Genomic DNA, 19,655 nt, shown 5'->3' with positions numbered 1-19,655 from the left:
AATTATATAAATCTTTCAGCAGGCATATTTTTAAAAGGTACCTGTTAACCTGGTTTTAAAACTTCCTGCATTTCAATACTTCCACCACCTGGTCAAAAACAGGTGGGCTTTTGTCATTGCTACTCGCTTCATCATGGTATCCGAATTTACCACCATGTAACCGCTGACAAATTCTTTGATTTCGGCATATGGTCCGCCCGTTAACGCAAATTCTTTCATTATTTAAAATTTTTACTGTTCGATGTGACGAGGATTGAGATGGCCGGCCGGGGGATAAAGTTCGTGATTTTTAGGGTTTGTTTTCAATCAAAGTAAAAGCGCTTTCATTTATTGTTGTTTTCTCTTTATTTCAGCTTTTTTAAAAATATTCTTTACATTCTTAATGCTGCTTTCAACTGTGTCCATTAAAATATCAAAAACTGTGGCTGTGTTTATTGATAGGTGTTGCCGAATTTTGCATCAAGGTATTATTAGAATTGAATATGAATAAAGTAAAAGAAAATGCGGCACAAGGCTGGTTAAACGGCCTTATTGGTGTGATACTTTTTAGCGGCTCATTACCAGCAACAAGAATAGCAGTTTTAGAATTTAACCCCCTGTTTCTTACAGCAGTCCGGGCTTCTATTGCAGGAATACTGGCCCTTATGACTTTGTTCGTCTTTAAAGAAAAGCGTCCGGCCCGAAATCAAGTTTTTCCATTGGCTATTGTGGCTATTGGTGTAGTGGTGGGCTTCCCCTTATTAAGTGCATTGGCATTGCAATACATTACCTCGGCTCATTCCATTATTTTTATAGGTATATTACCTATAGCAACTGCTATATTCGGTATTATTCGTGGAGGTGAACGCCCACGGCCTGTATTTTGGGCCTTCTCTGTTGCAGGTAGTCTTTTAGTAGCAGGTTATGCTGCAGCGCAAGGTCTTACCGCTTCGCCTTTAGGTGATATTTTAATGCTTGGAGCAGTCATTCTTTGCGGATTGGGTTATGCAGAGGGGGCAAAATTAACAAAAACATTAGGCGGCTGGCAGGTTATCTCCTGGGCGCTAATACTTTCGCTGCCTGTAATGCTGCCCCTTGCTTTTGTTTACATCCCTTCATCTTTTGGAGACGTTAGTACAGGAGCCTGGGCTGGCCTGGCTTACGTGTCATTGTTCAGCATGTTTATCGGTTTTATTTTCTGGTACAGAGGCCTGGCGCAGGGCGGTACTGCAACTGTAGGCCAGTTACAGTTGTTGCAGCCATTTTTAGGTTTGGCATTGGCTGCTTACTTACTTCACGAGAAAGTATACATTGGTATGTTAGCCGTTACGGCAGGCGTAATACTGTGTGTAGCCGGCACGAAAAGATTTGCCGGCTGATACAGTGGATTCACCGGTTGTCTTAATACCTTTTTGGGGCTTTATACTTTTCTTAAGCTGGTGACGTGAGGTATTTATAAGATAATAAAAATTGACTTCGGGGCATACTACCCCATTAAAATTTTGTATTTTAGATTTTAAACAAATTTTAATTGAGAGAAGCGCTTTTTATTAAGAAGAATAAGGAAAGATGGCTGAAGAACGAGACTGAGCCGCCTACATCGCCCGATGAAATGGCAGGCAGCTTCACGCAAATAGTTGATGACCTGGCTTATGCCAAAACCTTTTACGGCAACAGTAAAACGGTTCAGTATCTTAATAAACAGGCTGCCAAAATATACCTTGATATATACCGCAACCGCAAGGAAGAAACCAGCCGTCTGAAAACCTTCTGGAAATATGAGCTGCCACTGACCATTCAAAGGCACCATAAAACATTGCTCTTCTCTTTTGTGCTCTTTGCCGTTTTCTTTTTGCTGGGCTTTTTTGTGTCGCAACAGGATGTAAATGTAGCGCGGGATTTCTTTGGAGACAGATATGTAAACCAAACTATTGAGAACATAGAAAAAGAAAACCCCTTTGGTATTTATGAGGGAGGCAACCCTCTCCTGATGTGGTTGGGTATTATGGTGAATAATATTAAGGTAGCTTTCCTGTTTTTTATATCAGGTATTTTTGCAGGCATTCCCACTATGTATAAGCTGGCCGAAACCGGGGCTATGGTAGGTATATTCGATGAGCTGTTCGCCTCTCACGGATACGGGTTGCAGTTCTGGCTGGTCGTATTTGTACATGGTACTTTAGAAATCACGGCTGTTATTGTAGCGGGGGCAGCGGGTTTTGTTTTAGGCAAAAGCTATTTGTTCCCCGGTACGAAAAATAGGATGGAAGCATTCAGGGATGGAGCTAAAGACGGTGTGAAGATTATGATCGGAATTGTGCCTGTATTTATTGTTGCTGCTTTTTTTGAAGGGCTTATTACCCGGCTGTATAACGATGCTCCCTGGTTCACCACACTGGTTACAGCAGCGTCAGCCATTTTTGTGGTTGGGTACTTTATTTTATATCCTTTAAAGCTCAGGAAGCAGGCAAAAGAGGTGCTTAATAAAATATGATTAGGAAACGAGACTTTTTACTATACTTTGTACACCTGGCTTTGGCTGTATCTGCAGCTTGCGTTACAGCAATCGCACAGACTGAATATACGGATACCCTGTCTGCCGGGCCACCTCCAGTGATTGACAGTGTGTATGATGAAAAGTACGATGATGAGGAATATTATGACAATGGGCAGAGCTATGAAGATTCGGAGAGGAAGGCCAGGGCCAATGCTTTTGACACGATTGGCAATCATTCCGGAGATGCCCTGTCCTGGCGAAAATTAAACAACGGTTATGTGCAGCGTTTAAAAAACAGTCCCGACTTCAATTATGTTAAAACCGGCATACCCAAACCTAAAACTGAAATACCAAAGGAGCAAAGCTTTGATATGAATAAGGTATGGCTGTATATAGCCATTGCGGTTTTTGTTATCATACTTGCCTGGTATGTTATAGAGAATGACCTGTTCCTTTTCAGGAAGAAAGCGGCCTCCGGTGCCACTGCCATAGTAGCTGACAGGGAAGAAGATCCTTTATCGGTTCCTTTTCCCGAAGCAATAAAAGAGGCGGCGCAAAGCAAAAACTACAGGCTGGCGGTTAGGCTGCATTACCTGCAGCTGTTAAAAACCTTATCAGAAAAAGGGATCATCAGCTATCAGCCGGACAAAACAAATTTTGACTATTTGCTGCAGGTAAGATCAACAGCACATTACCATGATTTTTTCAGCGCTACGCGTAATTACGAATATAGCTGGTATGGATTGTTCCCCATTGATGAGGCCCGGTACCGGGAGATAGAAGGCGCATTCAGTCATTTTCATCAAAAGATAAAAGCCTGATTGAAAAAGGCTTTACCATATATTTTGGGCATGTTGCTGGTAGTAGTTGTCGCTATTTATCTCTCCGGTATGCGTATGCATAAAAAAAAATCTATAAGCACCTATATCTCTCTTGATAAAAGAGACAGGAATCCGTACGGCGCTTATGTATTCCACGAAAGCCTGAAACAGTTTTTCCCTAAAGCAACATTTAAGATCAATTATAGCCACCCCGGCGACAGTAGAATTTTTGGCGATTATGCTTCTGACCAGCTATACATTATCCTGCAGCCAGCATTCAATCCCAGTAGCGATGAGGTAGACGATCTCATTACTTTTATTGACAGGGGAAATAATGTCTTTATCAGCACTTTTAATATTAACCAGCAGCTATCCCGCTTTGTAAAAGCATCATCGCAGACAAAAAATTACACGTTATACCCGTTTGGCAATTATGATAGCAACACTATGCAGGCCCGTTTGGCAACACCTCCTTTTACAGGTACTTCTATCTATACCTACCCGGGTACGTTGATAGAAGGTTCTTTTAATAAAACAGACAGCACTATCTCAAAAGTGATAGGAAGCGCTGATAATGACGCGCCCAACTTTATTCACCTTAAAAAAGGTAACGGGAACTTGTACATTCACCTTTCTCCCATGGCTCTTACCAATTACTTTTTACTATACGGCAACAATATACAGTACTTTGAAAAAATAGCCTCACTGTTCCCGGCCCGTACCCCGCTGGTAATATGGGACGAATACTTTAATTCGCACCAATCGCAGCGCCGGAACAGGAGCTGGTTTAATGCCATTATGCAAAACCCTTATTTCAGGGCAGGTATTTTAACGGCTTTATTGTTGATACTGATGTATGTGCTTACGGAAATGCGCCGTCGTCAGCGGGTGATACCTGTTATAGAAAAACCAAAGAATGATTCTCTTGAGTTTGTAAAAACCATCGGGCTGCTTTATTATGAACGGGGCGATCATACCAACCTGGCTCATAAACTAAGCACCTACTTTATGGAACATGTGCGCAACCGCTATAAAATATTTGCCAAAGACCTCGATAAAAATTTTATAGAAGCGCTTAGCTATAAGAGTGGCGTTAGTGTAAGCCTGGTTAAAGATATTGTAACCCAGATCAGCCGTATCAATAGCGAGGGCGTATTTACCGACACGGAATTAATCGCCTTTCAAAATAACATAGAAGCATTTTATAATAAAGAATAAAAACAACTATATGCAGGACCCTGTTTTTGAAAACCGCACTGACCTTAGCCGGCTGAATGAAGCGATACTAAGCATCAGCGGAGCAATAAAGAAAGTAATTGTAGGCCAGGACGAAATGATAAAGCTGATCATTACAGCATTGCTTGCCGATGGCCATGTGCTGATAGAAGGCGTGCCCGGCGTAGCTAAAACGCTTACCGCAAAACTGGTTGCAAGGGCGGTAGCGGCATCATTTATGAGGGTTCAGTTCACACCCGACCTGATGCCCTCTGATGTAATCGGCACCCCGGTGTTCAATCCAGGCGATGCGCAGTTTGAATTTAAAAAGGGACCGGTATTTGGTAATATCATATTGGTGGATGAGATCAACCGTGCGCCGGCAAAAACACAGGCCGCCTTGCTGGAGGTAATGGAAGAAAGGCAGATTTCTATTGATGGTGTTACTTATAAAATGGAACCTCCTTTTATGGTACTGGCCACGCAAAACCCGGTAGAGCAGGAAGGTACTTACCGCCTGCCCGAAGCGCAGCTGGACCGCTTTCTCTTTAAAATAGAAGTGCCCTATCCCACTGAAGCGGAAGAGCTGCAGATCCTGTCGCTGTTTCACAACATGGGCAATAACAGTGCTCTTGAAAGTATCGGCCCGGCTTTAACCGCCGTGCAGGTAAACCAGCTAAGGCAGCAGGTAAAAGAAATTCTGATAGAGGAGGAACTGCTGGCTTTTATTGCAAAGCTGGTGCACCACACCCGCAACCATAAATCTATTTACCTGGGAGCTTCGCCACGGGCTTCGTTAGCCATCATGAATGCCTCCAAAGCAACTGCTGCCATACAGGGCAGGGACTTTGTTACACCTGATGATATCATTGCCGTGGCAGCACCGGTACTACGGCACCGCATTATTCTTTCCCCTGAAAAGGAGATGGAAGGCGTGAACGAAAATGAAGTCATTAAGCAGATCATCAACGGCCTGGAGATACCGAGGTAATGTAAAATGTAGAATGCAAAACCGCCTGCCGGACGGGCAGGTATTAAATGTAGAATTTTAAATGTTTATTCATAACCCATTACTCATCACTCAATGATTTGAAATCTTTCTATCTAAATAAGATCGTTTACTACGTTGGCGGTGGCTGTGCGGTGCTCTACATGGCGGGGTATTTTTTTCCTCCGTTATATAATATAGCATCGCTGGTGCTAGTATTGCTGCTGCTTACAGTAATGGCAGATTTGCTGTTATTATATTCCAAAAAAGGCGGTATTGTCGCTATGCGTCAGTTGCCCGAGAGGTTGAGCATCAGCGACGAAAATCCTGTATCACTTTTCATTTCCAACAGGTACCGGTTTCCCGCAGTGATACAGGTCATTGATGAACTGCCTGTTCAGCTGCAAATACGGGATTGGAAGCGGGAGCTTACCATACCTGCCACTTCATCAGCTACCATTGCCTACCAGGTAAAGCCGTTTACCAGAGGCGAATATATTTTTGACAACATCAATGTAATCATAAAAGGGCCGCTTCGGCTTACCAGGAGGAGGTATTCCATTAATGCCAGGCATACGGTGAAAGTGTACCCGTCATTTATACAGATGCGGCGTTTCCAATTGCTGGCCGTTACCAACCGCCTGCAGGAAGCGGGGATCAAGCGTATGCGCAGGCTGGGCCACAGTACCGAGTTTGAACAGATCAAAGAATATGTACGGGGGGATGATTACAGAACCATCAACTGGAAAGCCACTGCCCGCCGCGGCGGAGGCCTGATGATCAATAACTACTCTGACGAAAAAAGTCAGCAGATCTATTGCGTGATCCATAAAGGCCGGGTAATGAAAATGCCTTTCGGAGGCATGACACTGATGGATCACGCCATCAATGCAGCTCTGGTATTATCGAATGTTGCAATGATAAAGCAGGATAAAGCCGGCCTGATAACCTTTGCAGAAAAGCTGGACAGTTTTATACCTGCTGATAAAAAACCCGGCCAGATGAACCTGATACTAGAATCTTTATACAAACAGCAAACCGACTTTTTAGAGGCCGATTACGAAAAGCTGTATGCCGTTATCCGCAGCAGGATCACCAACCGGGGCCTGGTAGTATTATTTACCAACTTCGAGTCGCTGGAAGGTTTAAAAAGAGAAATGCCCGCTTTTAAAAAAATCGCTCACTATCATCTGCTGCTGATTGTGTTTTTCGAAAACACAGCTATTAAAGAGCTGATACATTCGGAGGCAGAAGACCTGGAGCAGGTATACATTAAAACTATTGCCGAAAAGTTTGCGTTCGAGAAAAAACAAATGATAAAAGAATTACAGCAGAACGGCATCCTCAGTATTCTTACAGCACCGGAGCAGCTAACCGTAAATACTATTAATAAATACCTGGAGCTGAAGAACAGGAATTATATATAGTTTGCAAACCCGGTAAATGAAACTGGTAGTAAATACGCTATGTGAAGCGTCCACGCTTCACATTTATATTTTATCGTATTCTAAGATTTAGATACTGACTTTCTTGCGCAGGTCTGTAGCATAGCAATATGTTGGGCCGACCTGTGCTTTGTTGTACTTATTAATTCTACCGGAAAAGTAATGGGGATGTCCAGAAAGCATTTTTAATCATCTCGCGCTGGGCTCAGGGCCCGTGCGTTGAGGTTACTTAGCACAAATTTCATTGGCCCGTAAAAAGAGTTGGTTGCTAAAACAATCAAGTAACGGGCATGTCCAGATCTGGTCCGAAGGTTCAGAGGACTCCCTTGGAAAGACCTGAACAAGATGAAAACATTTTTAATGTACAAATAGTATTACAATCCATACTGGTCCACCAGGTATATCAGCGCTGCCATATTCACGGCGCCCAGCTCCAGCTCCCTTTTATTTACCGATTCAAAGGTGTCGGTGCTTGCATGATGAATATCGAAATAGCGCTGCGAATCGGGCAGGAAGCCACACAACGGCGTGCCGGATGTTTCTTTTAAAGGCCCGATATCAACGCCTTCCCTGCCTCTTATGAATTCATTGCAGCCATAAGGAGCAATAAGCGGCAGCCAGGCTTTTACTTTTTCAAACTGCGCATCGCTGCAATCAAAGCTGAAAGCCCTTGGTGTAAAGCCTCCCGCATCACTTTCTAAAGCAAACAGGTGCTTTTCATTTTTTTCTTTGGCAAGTTCAGCATATTTCACTCCCCCTCTCAGCCCGTTCTCTTCATTCGCAAACAGCACAAAACGGATGGTGTGTTTGGGCCGGTAGCCCAGGGCCGCCAGGGCCCTCAGCACTTCAATGGTTTGTACAATACCTGCTCCATCGTCATGCGCTCCTTCGCAATTGTCCCAGCTATCGAGGTGGCCGCCTATGGTAATATACTCATCAGCATGTTCACCTTTTAATTCCCCGATAAGATTATGTCCTTCTGCATCGGGTAAAAAATACCCGTTGGTTGTGAGCTGCACTTTTACAGGCGCGCCCTTTGCTAATTCAGCGGCCAGCCAGTCAGCATCTTTTAATCCGATGGCAGCAGCTGGTATTTTTGCATACAGGGTGTCGTAATGCAATCCTCCTGTGTGAGGCGTATTATCTGTACTGTGGCTCATACTGCGGACTATTACACCAACCGCGCCATATTTTGCAGCGCGTGAAGGCCCCTGGCTGCGGTATTTTACCGCATCGCCATAAGCCTCAAAAGTCCTGATGAACCGGGGATTGAATGCATAGTTATAAAAAACGATCTTACCCCGCAGCTCATTTTTCTTTTGCTCGAGCTCATCAAAATCTTTTATCAGTATTACCGGTGCCGAAACAGGCGCTCCTTTTGTACCAATAGAATTACCAAGCGCAATAATGCTCAGTTGCCTTTTCTTATTATCGGGCAGGACTGCTATAGCTTCATCTTTACCACCGCGCACCCAATGAGGTACCATTACCGGTTGTTTAAAAGTATGGCTGCTCCCCGAGCGCTGTAACAGCTGGTAACCCCAGGCTTCGGCCTTATACATTTGCGGGGAGCCTGCAAGCCTGGCGCCAATGCTTTTGGTTAAGGTGCGCAGGTTATCGTAAGCCTGGCTGTTGGTGAGTATTTCATCTGCAATGCGCCTGATAAAAGCTTCATCGGCTGTTTGGGCAAAGGAAAAGTGATGAAAAAATAATATACACGCAAAAAACAATTTCTTTTTCATCTTGTTATCAGTTTCCGGTAAAGATAGCGCAAGGCCGGTAAAGGTAAAAAGTAAATAGAACGGCCTGTGAAGCGCGGGAACGCGTGAAGGATGCGCAGGGCGGCGATGAAAGCGCCGGTACGCCGTGGCGTACGGAACCCCGCAGCAGCCTGACCCTTGCTTTAAGCGCATTTGCCTTTGACGTGTAGTAAAGTAAGGGGCACGCCATTATTAAAACAAAGGGGATGCAGGAAATACGCCAATTTGTGCTACTTTGCCTGTAAATCCTCAAAAATAACTTAGGAATGCGTATTGGAATTGTTTGCTATCCAACATTTGGCGGTAGTGGTGTATTAGCTACAGAGCTGGGCAAGGCCCTGGCGCAGAAAGGGCACGAAGTGCATTTTATAACTTACCAGCAACCCGTTAGGCTGAGCGCTTTTATCCCGAATATTTATTACCACGAGGTGCAGGTACCTACTTACCCGTTATTTGATTTTCCGCCTTATGAGACAGCATTGGCCAGCACGATGGTAAATGTAATAAAGAACTATCATCTCGACCTGCTGCATGTGCACTACGCTATCCCGCATGCTTCGGCAGCCTATATGGCCAAGCAGATCCTGTATGACCAGGGGTATGAAATACCCGTTATTACCACGCTGCATGGTACAGACATTACGTTGGTGGGAAAAGATAAAATGTATGCTCCCGTAGTATCTTTTTCTATCAATAAAAGCGATGTGATCACCGCGGTTTCCCAAAACCTGAAGGAAGAAACCTACGCTACTTTCGACATCAGGAAGGATATTGAAGTAGTGTATAATTTTATTGATGTTACACGTTTTAACCGCAGGCCTATCGATGCTTTTAAAAAAGTACTGGCCCCTAACGGTGAAAGGATATTACTGCATGCTTCCAACTTCAGGCAGGTAAAGCGGGTACAGGATGTGGTACAGATTTTTTACGAAGTGAATAAGCAAATTCCTTCCAAATTATTATTTATAGGTGACGGCCCCGAAAGGCAGACTGCTGAGGCACAGGGCCAGAGCCTGGGGATTTTTGATAAAATGCTTTTTGTAGGTAAGCAGGAGCAGATAGAGGATGTTTTTGCCATCGGCGATCTGTTCCTGTTGCCTTCTGAATATGAAAGCTTCGGTTTGGCTGCCCTGGAAGCGATGGCTTCCAAAGTGCCGGTAATATCATCTAACGCAGGCGGATTGAAAGAAGTAAATATAGACGGTGTTACAGGATATACCGCTGACGTAGGCGATATAAAAACGATGAGCGAAAAGGCGCTGGAAATTTTGCGCGATGATGCCACACTGCAAGGCTTCAGGCAACGGGCTTTTGAACATGCCCAGCAATACAATATGGATGCGATCATTCCCCAATACGAAGCCATATACAGGAGGTTTTGCAGCGATTGCTGGTAGGAAGAGCAGTGGACAGAGGGCCGTTGACGGATGAGAGGAGGGTCGTTGAAAGGTTTAAAAGTTTACAGGGATGATGGCAATGAACTATGAACCAGTATTCAATATAATGTAGGATATACAGTGTACTACCTTTCAACTACAGCTCAACCACCTTCAATAATATTCAACATCCAGTATCCAGTTCAAAAACGCACGATGTACGGTATACGGTGTACGAAGCATCCAGTAACCAGGAGTATAGAATTTCTATATCATGTATTTGATCAGGTTTAAGACATTAAACAGCAACCCGCATAATGTATGATGTAAGACAAGTATCTAGTAACCTGTAACCAGCTTTAAGCCTTATGCCGTTCTGCTGTTGACATCCCCGACTACAGACCATGGTCTATGACCATTGACTATTCAACATTCCATTGCGGGCGTGCAGGCAGCCAGGGCATTACCGGAACTTTGGCCGGAATGCGATAATAGTTATTTCTTAAAGAATCGTTCCAGCCATTGGGATTGCTTTTAAATATTTTACTGCTGTAATATACACTACCTTCTATACCCGGTGTAAGCCTGGCAATCTTTATCTGGTCTGGAAGCTGGGAGGCCTTTTTCCAGTTCGCGTTGTTTTCTAATGCCCTGTAAATGCCGTGACCAATGTAAACATGCCTTCCAAAGCTGTGAGCAGCCCACCAGTTCACCATTTTTTCGTAGGCAATCAGCGGATCGTTTATCTCCCTGTATAGCTGCGGCGTTACATAATCTATCCAGCCTTTGCGCATCCAGAGCAAAATATCGGCATATAAATCATCATAGTTGGTAATTCCTGCACGGGTATCGCTTCCCTGGCTATCATCTTTTAAATTGCGCCATACGCTAAAGGGGCTGATCCCCAACTTAACATAAGGCTTGATTTGCTTGATGGCAATATTGATATTCTTAATAATAGAATCTACATTGCTGCGGCGCCAGTCTCCCTTACTCAATGTAGTGCCCGAACGCTGATAGGCATAATCGTCGGGGAAAGCCTTTCCGCCTACCGGGTAAGGATAAAAATAATCGTCCATATGTATGGCATCTACATCATAGCGCCTTACAATATCCTTTATGACATCAATCACAAACTGCTGCCCCTGTACATTAGAGGGATTAAAATAGCGCTGCGTTCCATAGGTAACGTACCAGTCCGGGTTTTTCCTCAGATTATTATCCGGAGAAATGGAAGACTTTCCTACCGTGAACTCTGCCCTGTAGGGATTGAGCCAGGCATGAAATTCCATGCCGCGCTTATGCGCTTCCTGTATCATAAAAGCCAGGGGGTCGTAAAAGGGAACGGGCGCCTTGCCCTGCACACCTGTCAGCCACTGGCTCCAGGGCTCGTAGGGCGATGGATAAAAAGCATCGCCACTGGGGCGAACCTGTACTATTACAGCATTCATACCATTACGCTGGTGCAGATCAAGCTGGCGGATATAGTCAGCTTTTTGGGCTTCCACACTGGCGTTCTGCGGAGGCCAGTCAATATTCATCACCGTAGCGATCCAAACACCGCGAAACTCGTAATGAGGCTGTGCATAGGCAAAACCGGCAATACTTAAAAAGCAGAAAACAGACAATAGGGCTTTTATTTTTTGCATAGCCGCAAAAATAGCCAAGTTGCACTAATAGGTCAGGATTTTGAGTGCATTTTATCCAAAAGGGTGCTTACCAGCGCGGCTTCCTCTTCTGTAATATTGCCAAGATGATCGGCTATCTGGCGGTCTATTTCATCCAGTTTTGTCAGCAGGCCCAGGCCCTTCCGTGTAATACGTACTTCCACCAGGCGACTGTCGATCTTACTGGTTTGTTTGGTAACCAGCTCCTTAATAAGCAGCCGGTCTACAATACGGCTGGTATCGCTCATCTTATCAATCATGCGTTCCCGTATCTGGAGGGTGGAAAGAGGGGCCGGCCGGCTGCCTCTGAGTATACGCAGAATATTATACTGCTGCATGGTAAGCCCCTGTTCGCCAAAATGTTTTTTTAAAAAATTTTCCAGCCAACGGTTGCTGTAAATGAGGTTAAAAGCTAATTTTTCATAAGCGCTGGTAAATCTGCTTTGCTGCATTTCTTCTTCAATGGTCATAGGCACTACGTTTCAAAAAATTTTACAGGTACAAAAATCAATAAAGCCGAAATAAATATAGTACAATTTCATACCTTATTCATGCAGATACCCATATTTTAAAAAGCATTATCGCAAAGCAAAAGCAGATGCCATAAATTTACCTGATGGAATATAATATTATAGGCCAATCAAACCTGAAGGCATCGGAGATCGGATTAGGGAGCATGTCTTTATTAAAAGGGCCGGAACAAGAGGCCGAGGCGTTAATACAACGGGCTGTAGAAGCGGGCATCAATTATTTTGACACGGCCGACCTTTATGACAAAGGCGAAAACGAAATACTGGTAGGTAAGCTGCTGAAACCAGTCAGACAGAAAATGCTATTAGCTACCAAAGTGGGCAATCAATGGCGTGCAGATGGCAGCGGCTGGGACTGGAACCCGCGAAAAGCCTACATCCTGGAAGCTGTGGATAAAAGCCTTAAAAGGTTACAAACAGACTATATAGACCTGTACCAGCTGCATGGGGGTACTTTTGAAGACCCTATTGAAGAAACCATTGAAGCTTTTGAACAACTGGTACGGCAGGGAAAAATAAGATACTACGGTATATCCAGCATAAGGCCCAATGTGATCCGCAAATACGTTGAGCTTTCCAATATTCAGAGTGTAATGATGCAATACAGTCTTTTAGACCGCCGCCCCGAGGAAGAAATGCTCGGGTACCTGCAACAGCACGGCATCAGTGTATTGGCAAGAGGAGCGCTTACGCAAGGACTATTGATCAATAAGCCGGCAAAAGATTACCAGGGTTACAGCTCCGGTGAGGTTTTACAGTTACAGCAGGCTTTGTCGCGTGAAAACAGCAGTGCCGCAGCCCTCGCCATCCATTATGTACTAAGGAACCCTGCCGTTGCCAGCGTAGTTACAGGTTTCAGAACCGTACAGCAACTGGAAGAGGTTTTAGCGGCATACAGCACCAGGCCAGATGTTGAAGTATTAGAAGGTCTTAAGCAGTCAATAGTACCAAAGGAATACACAGATCACCGGTAAAAATTTTTTCTAAAGAATGTTTTAGTAAAGCAAAATCCCTTATTTTTGCTGCCCCGAAAGGGAAGGCAATATTCCTCCTTAGCTCAGTTGGTTAGAGCATCTGACTGTTAATCAGAGGGTCGCTGGTTCAAGTCCAGCAGGGGGAGCGAGAAAAGTAAGCAGTTACATATTAAAATGTAGCTGCTTTTTTCATTTCAGGCGCTAATTCAGATGCAAAGCCTTTTGAGGATTTTGTAAAAAGATGAGACTCAAAAGTTCGTCGAAGTGTTTGCATTAATTCTAAGATCTTTTGCCGTACAATTTCCAACTGTTGATGCTTAACCGCAAAGCAATCATCATACCTTGCCGCGCAATACGACTTTTGAAGTAGCCTAAATGCTTCCTGTTCCACCAGTGTTGTACCCCCAAAATTTTCCGCGACACCCGGAATTAAAAAACTCAAATAATGATTGAGGTAATTGATATTATGAATGTGCAGCTCCAGCCCTGTTTGGGATTTTATATAGGCGGTTAGCAATAACTCCGTAGCCTGGTGATACATAAAAAGGGCCAGCTGGTATTGTTTTCTTACGGTAAAAAGTTCTGCTCCGGCAATGTATTCATTAAACAGATCAAAGCATTTTTGGAACGAGTTTTTATTTGTTTCCGGAACGCTTTTAACCACAACACTCCTACCCCATTGTTCCAATTCCGGATTGGTATTATAGATAAACGGGGCGTTATAGATAACAGTTAAAGCAAACGGATTTGCTTCATTGAACCAACGTACAAAAGTATGGGTCTGCATTACAATACAGCAAACAGTATGGTAAAGGCTGCACTTTTGCTCCATCTCGTCCTGGTACATTTTGTGCCGCTTATCATCGCCAGTAATCAATATCAGCAACCAAAAGGCCGTGGTATGCCCGCTGGCGGCGCATGCTGTTGTAAATATATTTTGAGCTGTAGTTACTTTTTTGCCTAAAACAAAGATGGTGTCCGCCTGTACAATTTTGTTGATGGTGGCCACCACCTTTGTGGCAATGGCTTTATCTTCTGCTGTAAGATAAAGCGCTTTAGGGTTAGCAACGGTTGGTGCTATGTTCATGATTAGCATTTTTCAGATTGGTTGTTATAAATGTTGACGCCTGGTTTTGCGGAACCATTTTTTAAACCACCAGGTTTGGTGTTTATCCCGCCATTTGACGTACCGGTCTACCATTTTGTCGTTGCCTTCGCGCGGAAACAGTAGACCAACAGCATCCATTTCCTTAAAAATTTGCCTGATGTCGGCTTCTGTATAATGCTCCTGCCCGTAACCATGAGCAATAAAATAGTTGATGAGGTGTTCTTTGGCAGCGTCCCGGCCGTTACGGTTCCAACTGGAGCAGGACAGGTTATCCATAAAATCGGTTAGTGCCTCCTGAGGCGTTACATCCATAAGACGGCAGAGCAGCAGGAATTGATACGGAAGAATGAAATTAAAATCAGCAAAGCGCTCGTAGGCCCCGGTTTGCCACTTTAGCTCCGGCTTGGGCTTGCGTTGGGGGTGTTTGTGGGTGGGTTTCTTTTGCATGGCGGAAAGCTTTTAAAGGTGAAGAATGTGCAAACAGACCAATCAGCGGCGCATAAAAAAAGACGTGGGTTGGTCCTTACCGTCTTGAGGGCTACGACACCCTTACTCCAATAAGAACGCCCACGCCATAACGTGAGCGATTTACCTTATTTCCCGGAGTTTGAATTGTCGTAGTTTCAAGACAGGAATTAAAGCAAACGCTTAATATTTTAGGAAAGCGACTGCAAAATAAAATTGAATTATGTCATTGCAATATTTTTTTATTTAATTTAAAACTGCTCCTAAAGATATATAAATCTTTCTTGTGAACCAAATTTTATTTCATGTAAAGCAGGTTTAGGTCAAAATTAATGTTTTAGGTAAACAATAAATTTGTCTACAAGAGCAAATTGTTATTATTAATGAGCAAATTAAAGTTAAAACGGAAGACGGATAAAATTATTATTAACAGGCTGGCGGCAGTGCTGAAAGAAGAAGGTGTAAGCAATAAAGCACTGGCGGCGGAGTTAGGGTATGAAGAAACGACTATTTCTAAATGGGCAACGAATACCATACAACCCCCACTTGCTACCTTCTTCCGCATCGCACTCACCATCAACCGTGACCTGAAGGATTTTTTTATTTCGTCTAAAGACATTGATGGGGAAGAGAAGAAAAAGCTGCTGAAGGAACTGGCGGTAATTGCTGAAAAGGGAAAGAGGACGGGGAAGGGTAAACCATAATTGCTTTTAAATTTTTTGAAATGTCGAATTGGGGAACAGTGATTACATCAATTATATCTTCTGGCGTGATTGCATCTGTGATCATTTTTCTAACAAAAAAAATTCTTGAAAAGAGTATTGAAACGAAGTTTAAGAAAGCTGAAAATCAGCATAAAATAGATTTGGAGGAGGTTAAACGAAGAGAAAGACAATTATTTGACGATCGTTATACGCTATACAAAATATTGAACTCTTTAATCTACAAAGTTAGAAATAGTTATAAAGATCTTGCCTGGCAGTTGGAAAATGAAACTCATTTAAATGTCTCCAAATCTTTACGCACAAAGTTCAACAAATATTATACAACATTGGAAAACTTGCTTTTCGAGAACAAATTCATTTTGCCGGACATACTATTTAATGAATTGCATGATTTAAAACATTGCCTGTCTCGGGCAAATAAAAATTTGCACTTCTTATCTGAAATATATGACGGTAACCAACATTCTATAATTATTCAAGATATAAAAATCGAATATTCGAAAATAGAAAATCATTATAATACAATGCAGCGAATATTACAATCTGAATCAGGGAATAAAAAATAACTTTTAAATTCATTCTTTTGCTTTTTAACATTTTTGAATCTAACATAAGCTACTGCTTCAATTGAAATTAAAAATGGAATTACAACTACTTCAACCCAACTTATTAAAACCGTTTGAAAAACAGGTGAAAGCATCTGTTAGCAAATGTTTTAAAGATTTGGAAGAAAGCGATTTTACTATACAGGATTTTAAACATTATATGCTGGCCGGCGCAGTGGCATCTTCACAAATAGAGGGCAGCACACTGGACTTAAATAGCTTCTTTGTAAGCAAGGCTAATAACAAAAACAGCAAAGAAGTAAAAGAAATTGAGGATTTATTAAAAGCGTATCAATACGCAAAACGATACAGCATAAGCCAAAAGGGGTTACTGAAATGCCATGAAATATTAGCCGGGACTTTTAGCCATTTAACCAAAGGGCAAAAAGGTAAATACCGTAAAACGCAGGTGGGTATAAGGGGCTGGCAGGGCCTGGTTTATTTGGCTATAGAACCGGTGCATGTACCGGCCGAAATGGATAAGTTGTTTGCAGATATTGAAACACTTCTGGGAGAAAATTTAAGTCTGAAGCAAACGCTTTACTATGCCGCTTATATACATTTTATGTTTGCCAAAATACACCCGTTTGCAGATGGCAATGGCCGTGCAGCGCGGTTGCTGGAAAAATGGTTTTTAGCAGAATGCCTGGGCACATCCGTTTGGGGCATACCTACCGAAAAGTATTATTATGATAACCGGCAGGCATATTATAACAGCTTAAATATTGGCCGTGATTATTATGAAACGCAGGAGCAACTGAATAAGATACTACCTTTTTTAACCCTGCTACCTAAAGCGGTATGCTATAAACCGGTGGACTAGAAACATGAATGATTTAAAAGATAATTACTGGTTTAGTGTTATTGAAAACGAACTTAGTAGTGAACAATATTTGAATTTATTTGAAGATCCAAAAGACTGCATATCCATATTACGATGGGCAATTGCTTTTATTGTAGATAATAAAAAATATCCTGCACGTATTGCGCACTACTTAAAGCAAATTGAACAAGATTATTCATTTCAAAGAGAATATATCGCGGGAAAATTAGAGGTGCTAATAAACGATCAAAATCTTTTTGAAGGCATTACAGACAAAGATATTGACCAGTCAATGACAAATGTTTTTGATTGGATAAGAAAAAATAAATCACGATTTAAAAAAGAGGTATCAAAAGAAAAGGAGGAGCTACCGCCCTTACCTGATAGTTCTATTTATCAATCTTTTGATTTGTTTTTGAAGTCCAACTATAATGAAAACATAACACCGCATAGTTCCTTAATTGAGTTTGCAAAAAAAACAGGTGTTTTTGAAAGGTTTGAGCATGACTATAAGGAAAGAAGGAGTATTGCCCCAAATTGGGTTGTAGCGTTGGAAGGGTGGATTATTGAAATAGAAAATATGTGTGGTTCATCTAATCTAATAAACCGGGAACTAATCTCACACAGATTTTACTTAATGTCTTTAGCGTTTGATTATATATCAAAGGGATGTAATTATATCATCATATCTTTTTATGACGAGATAAACTCATCAGAAATCATGAATGAACCTGATTTAAAGGTTTATTACTTAGAGGCTTTAGCCTATGGAGTAGTTTACGCGTTCAAACTACCTGAATTAGAAAAGGAATTAAGGCAACTACAAGCCTCAGCCGCCAACAATTCAAAAATGGTTCATAATACTTCCCATACTGAAAAAACAAACCAACCTCATTTGGTAAGCGATGAAGTTTTTTTAAATGCTATTGAAAAAATGCAAAGCAATGTAAAGCCTATTCAGTTAGATATGGAGCAAAGACAAATTATTTACCTGTTCCAAAAACTAATTGATGAAAAATTACTGAATGAGAATAAGAATCCGACTATTTGGGATTTAGTAGCAAAATACTTTATCGACAAAGGCAATAAACCATTAAGCAATATCCATCAAAACAAAGATGGTCTGAAAAACACCAAAACAGGTAAGCCAAAGAAAAATGCTGATGTTATTGAGGATATTGTCAGGAATACCAAAAATCAAAAATAGTTGACAGTAGTTTAGTCTAAACTGCTATACATTGTTTTTCCTTTCATTCTTTTCTAATCTTGCCTTGTAATTACAATAGGCAACCGGTTGCCATTTTATTGATTTTTAAAATTATTCAAAATGGGGTTAGGAAACAGGCGGATAGAAACCTATGAACGAAAACAAAATGTAAATTTAAAAATAGCCGTTACCATAGTGTTCCTAACGGTGATGGTGGGTGTTCTTATTGTTTTTATAGTTCTGTGCTTCACAAAAGATAAAGGAACTGAAAAGATTGTTTTGGGCGTCATAGAATTTATTATGGTTAATGCTATTCGTCCCCTGGCTAAGCATTTCTTTCCTGCAATGGAGTCTCCAGGTAAATAGGTAGTGAAGAATAGCGTCACTGCGTTTGTCGGGTAATTTCAGGGCGGCTGAAGGAATGGCAGGAGGACAGCTTCTTTTAATTCCCAATTACCACGGGAGCTTTTTTATAATTCTTCATTTGCTCCGGAGTTCCAATAATTTTTACATGATCATCCATGTAAAGAATATTCATTCTTAGTTTTTGGTTTTTAATTATATCAATTTGGGAGATATCATTGTCATTAATAACAATTTGTATCAATTCGGGATTCTTAGAGATATCAATACTTTTTAATTTATTATTGTCTACTGTAAGGTTCTTTAACTTTTTAAACGACCTTACATCAAGCGCAATTATTTTGTTGTCCATTAAGTTAAGCGATTCAAGTTGGGGGCAGTTTACAATGTTAACTTTTTCCAATTTGTTCAAGCCGCAGGCCAATTGCTTCAATTGCGGCATGTTTGTAATTTCAAGTTGTGTAAGGTCATTCCTGGCACAATAAAGCTCTTGCAACTGTTTAAAATCATTGAGCTTTAATTCCTGAAGATGATTTATAGTGAGTGAAATATACTCTAAGTTTTTAAAGAAATTAATGTCGCTGGCAGTGGTCAAATTCTGCTCCATTAAATCCAGTTTTTTTAAGAGCGCCGCTTCCTTTTTTTCTATTTTGTGATTATTGTTGATATCAATTTCCGGATATTTCGCTAATATAATTTTTTCAAACTTTGGGTTGTCGAATTTAAGTTCCTGAGAAAATGCAACATTGAAAAAACACACAGACACGAGGATTAGAAATATTTTCATTTGTTTTAATTATTTGTACTCATTACGTCTGGAGATTACAAAATTTTTCCCAACGATAATGCCGAGCTTAAATCTGTTTATCTGCACTGTATATTTTCAATTACTACAGAAAGCAACATAATGAATTATTTTTAAGGTATTATGTTGTTTTCGCTCAGTTTTTTACTCAAATCCTGCTCCAGCTCCTCAACAGTTGGCAGGCTGCTTTTCAGATTGTCCGGAATATTTTCCAATAGCTGAAATTCACTTACGCCCATGGGTTTGTTAATATTGCTATCCTATCAAATAGCCATCAAATAAGATTATGCCCATACAGGAAT

21 protein-coding genes and 1 tRNA gene are annotated in these 19,655 nt (G+C 41.7%); 14 read left to right on the top strand and 8 right to left on the bottom strand.

The features are described 5' to 3' along the window. Window positions 1-72 precede the first annotated feature (72 nt). A complete protein-coding gene (locus ACYVBM_RS13380) occupies window positions 73-219 on the bottom strand; it encodes a hypothetical protein (protein ID WP_460686175.1) in 147 nt (48 codons plus the stop codon). 263 nt (window positions 220-482) lie between these two features. Here ACYVBM_RS13380 and ACYVBM_RS13375 point away from each other — a divergent pair, with 263 nt between their 5' ends. The 6 genes from ACYVBM_RS13375 (at window position 483) to ACYVBM_RS13350 (ending at window position 6,927) form a co-directional block, all read left to right on the top strand. Continuing rightward, entirely contained in the window at window positions 483-1,358 is an 876-nt protein-coding gene (locus tag ACYVBM_RS13375; RefSeq protein WP_460686174.1) for a DMT family transporter, read from the top strand. Between the two features lie 152 nt (window positions 1,359-1,510). Continuing rightward, window positions 1,511-2,473 (top strand): stage II sporulation protein M, encoded by a 963-nt coding sequence (locus tag ACYVBM_RS13370; protein ID WP_460686173.1) that lies wholly within the window; start codon window positions 1,511-1,513, stop codon window positions 2,471-2,473. Next, the gene (locus tag ACYVBM_RS13365) at window positions 2,470-3,297 is read left to right on the top strand and encodes a DUF4129 domain-containing protein (RefSeq protein ID WP_460686172.1); all 828 of its coding nucleotides are present in this window, start codon (window positions 2,470-2,472) and stop codon (window positions 3,295-3,297) included. Before ACYVBM_RS13370 ends, ACYVBM_RS13365 begins: the two co-directional genes overlap by 4 nt. After that, window positions 3,298-4,515: a DUF4350 domain-containing protein gene (locus ACYVBM_RS13360; RefSeq protein WP_460686171.1), complete on the top strand. Its 1,218-nt coding sequence runs from the start codon at window positions 3,298-3,300 to the stop codon at window positions 4,513-4,515. 10 nt (window positions 4,516-4,525) lie between these two features. Further along, window positions 4,526-5,503 (top strand): AAA family ATPase, encoded by a 978-nt coding sequence (locus ACYVBM_RS13355; RefSeq protein ID WP_460686170.1) that lies wholly within the window; start codon window positions 4,526-4,528, stop codon window positions 5,501-5,503. Between the two features lie 98 nt (window positions 5,504-5,601). Then, the gene (locus ACYVBM_RS13350; protein ID WP_460686169.1) at window positions 5,602-6,927 is read left to right on the top strand and encodes a DUF58 domain-containing protein; all 1,326 of its coding nucleotides are present in this window, start codon (window positions 5,602-5,604) and stop codon (window positions 6,925-6,927) included. Between the two features lie 392 nt (window positions 6,928-7,319). Here ACYVBM_RS13350 and ACYVBM_RS13345 read toward each other — a convergent pair whose 3' ends face one another. Then, a complete protein-coding gene (locus tag ACYVBM_RS13345; RefSeq protein ID WP_460686168.1) occupies window positions 7,320-8,687 on the bottom strand; it encodes a M20/M25/M40 family metallo-hydrolase in 1,368 nt (455 codons plus the stop codon). A gap of 284 nt (window positions 8,688-8,971) precedes the next feature. Between ACYVBM_RS13345 and bshA the strand changes: the two genes are divergently transcribed. Next, window positions 8,972-10,102 carry an N-acetyl-alpha-D-glucosaminyl L-malate synthase BshA gene (bshA, locus tag ACYVBM_RS13340; RefSeq protein ID WP_460686167.1) on the top strand — a complete coding sequence of 377 codons (1,131 nt, stop codon included), beginning with the start codon at window positions 8,972-8,974 and terminating at the stop codon, window positions 10,100-10,102. A 401-nt stretch (window positions 10,103-10,503) separates the two neighbouring features. On the opposite strand, the gene ACYVBM_RS13335 is transcribed toward bshA, so the two are convergent. Together ACYVBM_RS13335 and ACYVBM_RS13330 are read right to left on the bottom strand one after the other, a co-directional pair. Next, a complete protein-coding gene (locus ACYVBM_RS13335; protein WP_460686166.1) occupies window positions 10,504-11,730 on the bottom strand; it encodes a glycoside hydrolase family 10 protein in 1,227 nt (408 codons plus the stop codon). A gap of 32 nt (window positions 11,731-11,762) precedes the next feature. After that, complete coding sequence (locus ACYVBM_RS13330) at window positions 11,763-12,218, bottom strand: MarR family winged helix-turn-helix transcriptional regulator (protein WP_460686165.1); 456 nt, start codon at window positions 12,216-12,218, stop codon at window positions 11,763-11,765. A 146-nt stretch (window positions 12,219-12,364) separates the two neighbouring features. On the opposite strand from ACYVBM_RS13330, the gene ACYVBM_RS13325 reads away from it, so the two are divergent. Beyond that, the gene (locus ACYVBM_RS13325) at window positions 12,365-13,252 is read left to right on the top strand and encodes an aldo/keto reductase (protein WP_460686164.1); all 888 of its coding nucleotides are present in this window, start codon (window positions 12,365-12,367) and stop codon (window positions 13,250-13,252) included. 72 nt (window positions 13,253-13,324) lie between these two features. Continuing rightward, window positions 13,325-13,398, top strand: a tRNA-Asn gene (locus ACYVBM_RS13320). A gap of 23 nt (window positions 13,399-13,421) precedes the next feature. Here the strand turns inward: ACYVBM_RS13320 and ACYVBM_RS13315 are convergent. Together ACYVBM_RS13315 and ACYVBM_RS13310 are read right to left on the bottom strand one after the other, a co-directional pair. Then, complete coding sequence (locus tag ACYVBM_RS13315) at window positions 13,422-14,339, bottom strand: HEPN domain-containing protein (RefSeq protein WP_460686163.1); 918 nt, start codon at window positions 14,337-14,339, stop codon at window positions 13,422-13,424. Window positions 14,340-14,363: 24 nt separating this feature from the next. Further along, the gene (locus tag ACYVBM_RS13310) at window positions 14,364-14,807 is read right to left on the bottom strand and encodes a hypothetical protein (RefSeq protein ID WP_460686162.1); all 444 of its coding nucleotides are present in this window, start codon (window positions 14,805-14,807) and stop codon (window positions 14,364-14,366) included. 401 nt (window positions 14,808-15,208) lie between these two features. Here ACYVBM_RS13310 and ACYVBM_RS13305 point away from each other — a divergent pair, with 401 nt between their 5' ends. The 5 genes from ACYVBM_RS13305 to ACYVBM_RS13285 all read left to right on the top strand — a co-directional run bounded on the left by ACYVBM_RS13305 (window position 15,209) and on the right by ACYVBM_RS13285 (window position 18,551). Next, a complete protein-coding gene (locus ACYVBM_RS13305; protein ID WP_460686161.1) occupies window positions 15,209-15,529 on the top strand; it encodes a helix-turn-helix transcriptional regulator in 321 nt (106 codons plus the stop codon). Between the two features lie 20 nt (window positions 15,530-15,549). Next, window positions 15,550-16,116 (top strand): hypothetical protein, encoded by a 567-nt coding sequence (locus ACYVBM_RS13300; RefSeq protein WP_460686160.1) that lies wholly within the window; start codon window positions 15,550-15,552, stop codon window positions 16,114-16,116. Between the two features lie 73 nt (window positions 16,117-16,189). Beyond that, window positions 16,190-16,978, top strand: coding sequence for a Fic family protein (locus ACYVBM_RS13295; protein ID WP_460686159.1), 789 nt, complete (start codon window positions 16,190-16,192; stop codon window positions 16,976-16,978). A gap of 4 nt (window positions 16,979-16,982) precedes the next feature. Further along, window positions 16,983-18,185 carry a hypothetical protein gene (locus ACYVBM_RS13290; protein ID WP_460686158.1) on the top strand — a complete coding sequence of 401 codons (1,203 nt, stop codon included), beginning with the start codon at window positions 16,983-16,985 and terminating at the stop codon, window positions 18,183-18,185. A gap of 120 nt (window positions 18,186-18,305) precedes the next feature. After that, window positions 18,306-18,551: a hypothetical protein gene (locus tag ACYVBM_RS13285; protein ID WP_460686157.1), complete on the top strand. Its 246-nt coding sequence runs from the start codon at window positions 18,306-18,308 to the stop codon at window positions 18,549-18,551. 76 nt (window positions 18,552-18,627) lie between these two features. Here ACYVBM_RS13285 and ACYVBM_RS13280 read toward each other — a convergent pair whose 3' ends face one another. Together ACYVBM_RS13280 and ACYVBM_RS13275 are read right to left on the bottom strand one after the other, a co-directional pair. Then, entirely contained in the window at window positions 18,628-19,335 is a 708-nt protein-coding gene (locus ACYVBM_RS13280) for a leucine-rich repeat domain-containing protein (RefSeq protein WP_460686156.1), read from the bottom strand. Between the two features lie 131 nt (window positions 19,336-19,466). Next, window positions 19,467-19,592 carry a hypothetical protein gene (locus ACYVBM_RS13275; RefSeq protein ID WP_460686155.1) on the bottom strand — a complete coding sequence of 42 codons (126 nt, stop codon included), beginning with the start codon at window positions 19,590-19,592 and terminating at the stop codon, window positions 19,467-19,469. Window positions 19,593-19,655: the final 63 nt, after the last annotated feature.

The sequence above is a fragment of the Niabella aquatica genome (genome assembly GCF_054779315.1).
This window is presented reverse-complemented; position numbering and strand designations above follow the sequence as displayed.

Bases quoted from the DNA above. Each gene is read 5' to 3' on its own strand.
- ACYVBM_RS13380 (WP_460686175.1), bottom strand. From the start codon at position 219: ATGAAAGAATTTGCGTTAACGGGCGGACCATATGCCGAAATCAAAGAA.
- ACYVBM_RS13375 (WP_460686174.1), top strand. From the start codon at position 483: ATGAATAAAGTAAAAGAAAATGCGGCACAAGGCTGGTTAAACGGCCTT.
- ACYVBM_RS13365 (WP_460686172.1), top strand. From the start codon at position 2,470: ATGATTAGGAAACGAGACTTTTTACTATACTTTGTACACCTGGCTTTG.
- ACYVBM_RS13355 (WP_460686170.1), top strand. From the start codon at position 4,526: ATGCAGGACCCTGTTTTTGAAAACCGCACTGACCTTAGCCGGCTGAAT.
- ACYVBM_RS13345 (WP_460686168.1), bottom strand. From the start codon at position 8,687: ATGAAAAAGAAATTGTTTTTTGCGTGTATATTATTTTTTCATCACTTT.
- bshA (WP_460686167.1), top strand. From the start codon at position 8,972: ATGCGTATTGGAATTGTTTGCTATCCAACATTTGGCGGTAGTGGTGTA.
- ACYVBM_RS13335 (WP_460686166.1), bottom strand. From the start codon at position 11,730: ATGCAAAAAATAAAAGCCCTATTGTCTGTTTTCTGCTTTTTAAGTATT.
- ACYVBM_RS13330 (WP_460686165.1), bottom strand. From the start codon at position 12,218: ATGACCATTGAAGAAGAAATGCAGCAAAGCAGATTTACCAGCGCTTAT.
- ACYVBM_RS13325 (WP_460686164.1), top strand. From the start codon at position 12,365: ATGGAATATAATATTATAGGCCAATCAAACCTGAAGGCATCGGAGATC.
- ACYVBM_RS13315 (WP_460686163.1), bottom strand. From the start codon at position 14,339: ATGAACATAGCACCAACCGTTGCTAACCCTAAAGCGCTTTATCTTACA.
- ACYVBM_RS13310 (WP_460686162.1), bottom strand. From the start codon at position 14,807: ATGCAAAAGAAACCCACCCACAAACACCCCCAACGCAAGCCCAAGCCG.
- ACYVBM_RS13305 (WP_460686161.1), top strand. From the start codon at position 15,209: ATGAGCAAATTAAAGTTAAAACGGAAGACGGATAAAATTATTATTAAC.
- ACYVBM_RS13300 (WP_460686160.1), top strand. From the start codon at position 15,550: ATGTCGAATTGGGGAACAGTGATTACATCAATTATATCTTCTGGCGTG.
- ACYVBM_RS13295 (WP_460686159.1), top strand. From the start codon at position 16,190: ATGGAATTACAACTACTTCAACCCAACTTATTAAAACCGTTTGAAAAA.
- ACYVBM_RS13290 (WP_460686158.1), top strand. From the start codon at position 16,983: ATGAATGATTTAAAAGATAATTACTGGTTTAGTGTTATTGAAAACGAA.
- ACYVBM_RS13285 (WP_460686157.1), top strand. From the start codon at position 18,306: ATGGGGTTAGGAAACAGGCGGATAGAAACCTATGAACGAAAACAAAAT.
- ACYVBM_RS13280 (WP_460686156.1), bottom strand. From the start codon at position 19,335: ATGAAAATATTTCTAATCCTCGTGTCTGTGTGTTTTTTCAATGTTGCA.
- ACYVBM_RS13275 (WP_460686155.1), bottom strand. From the start codon at position 19,592: ATGGGCGTAAGTGAATTTCAGCTATTGGAAAATATTCCGGACAATCTG.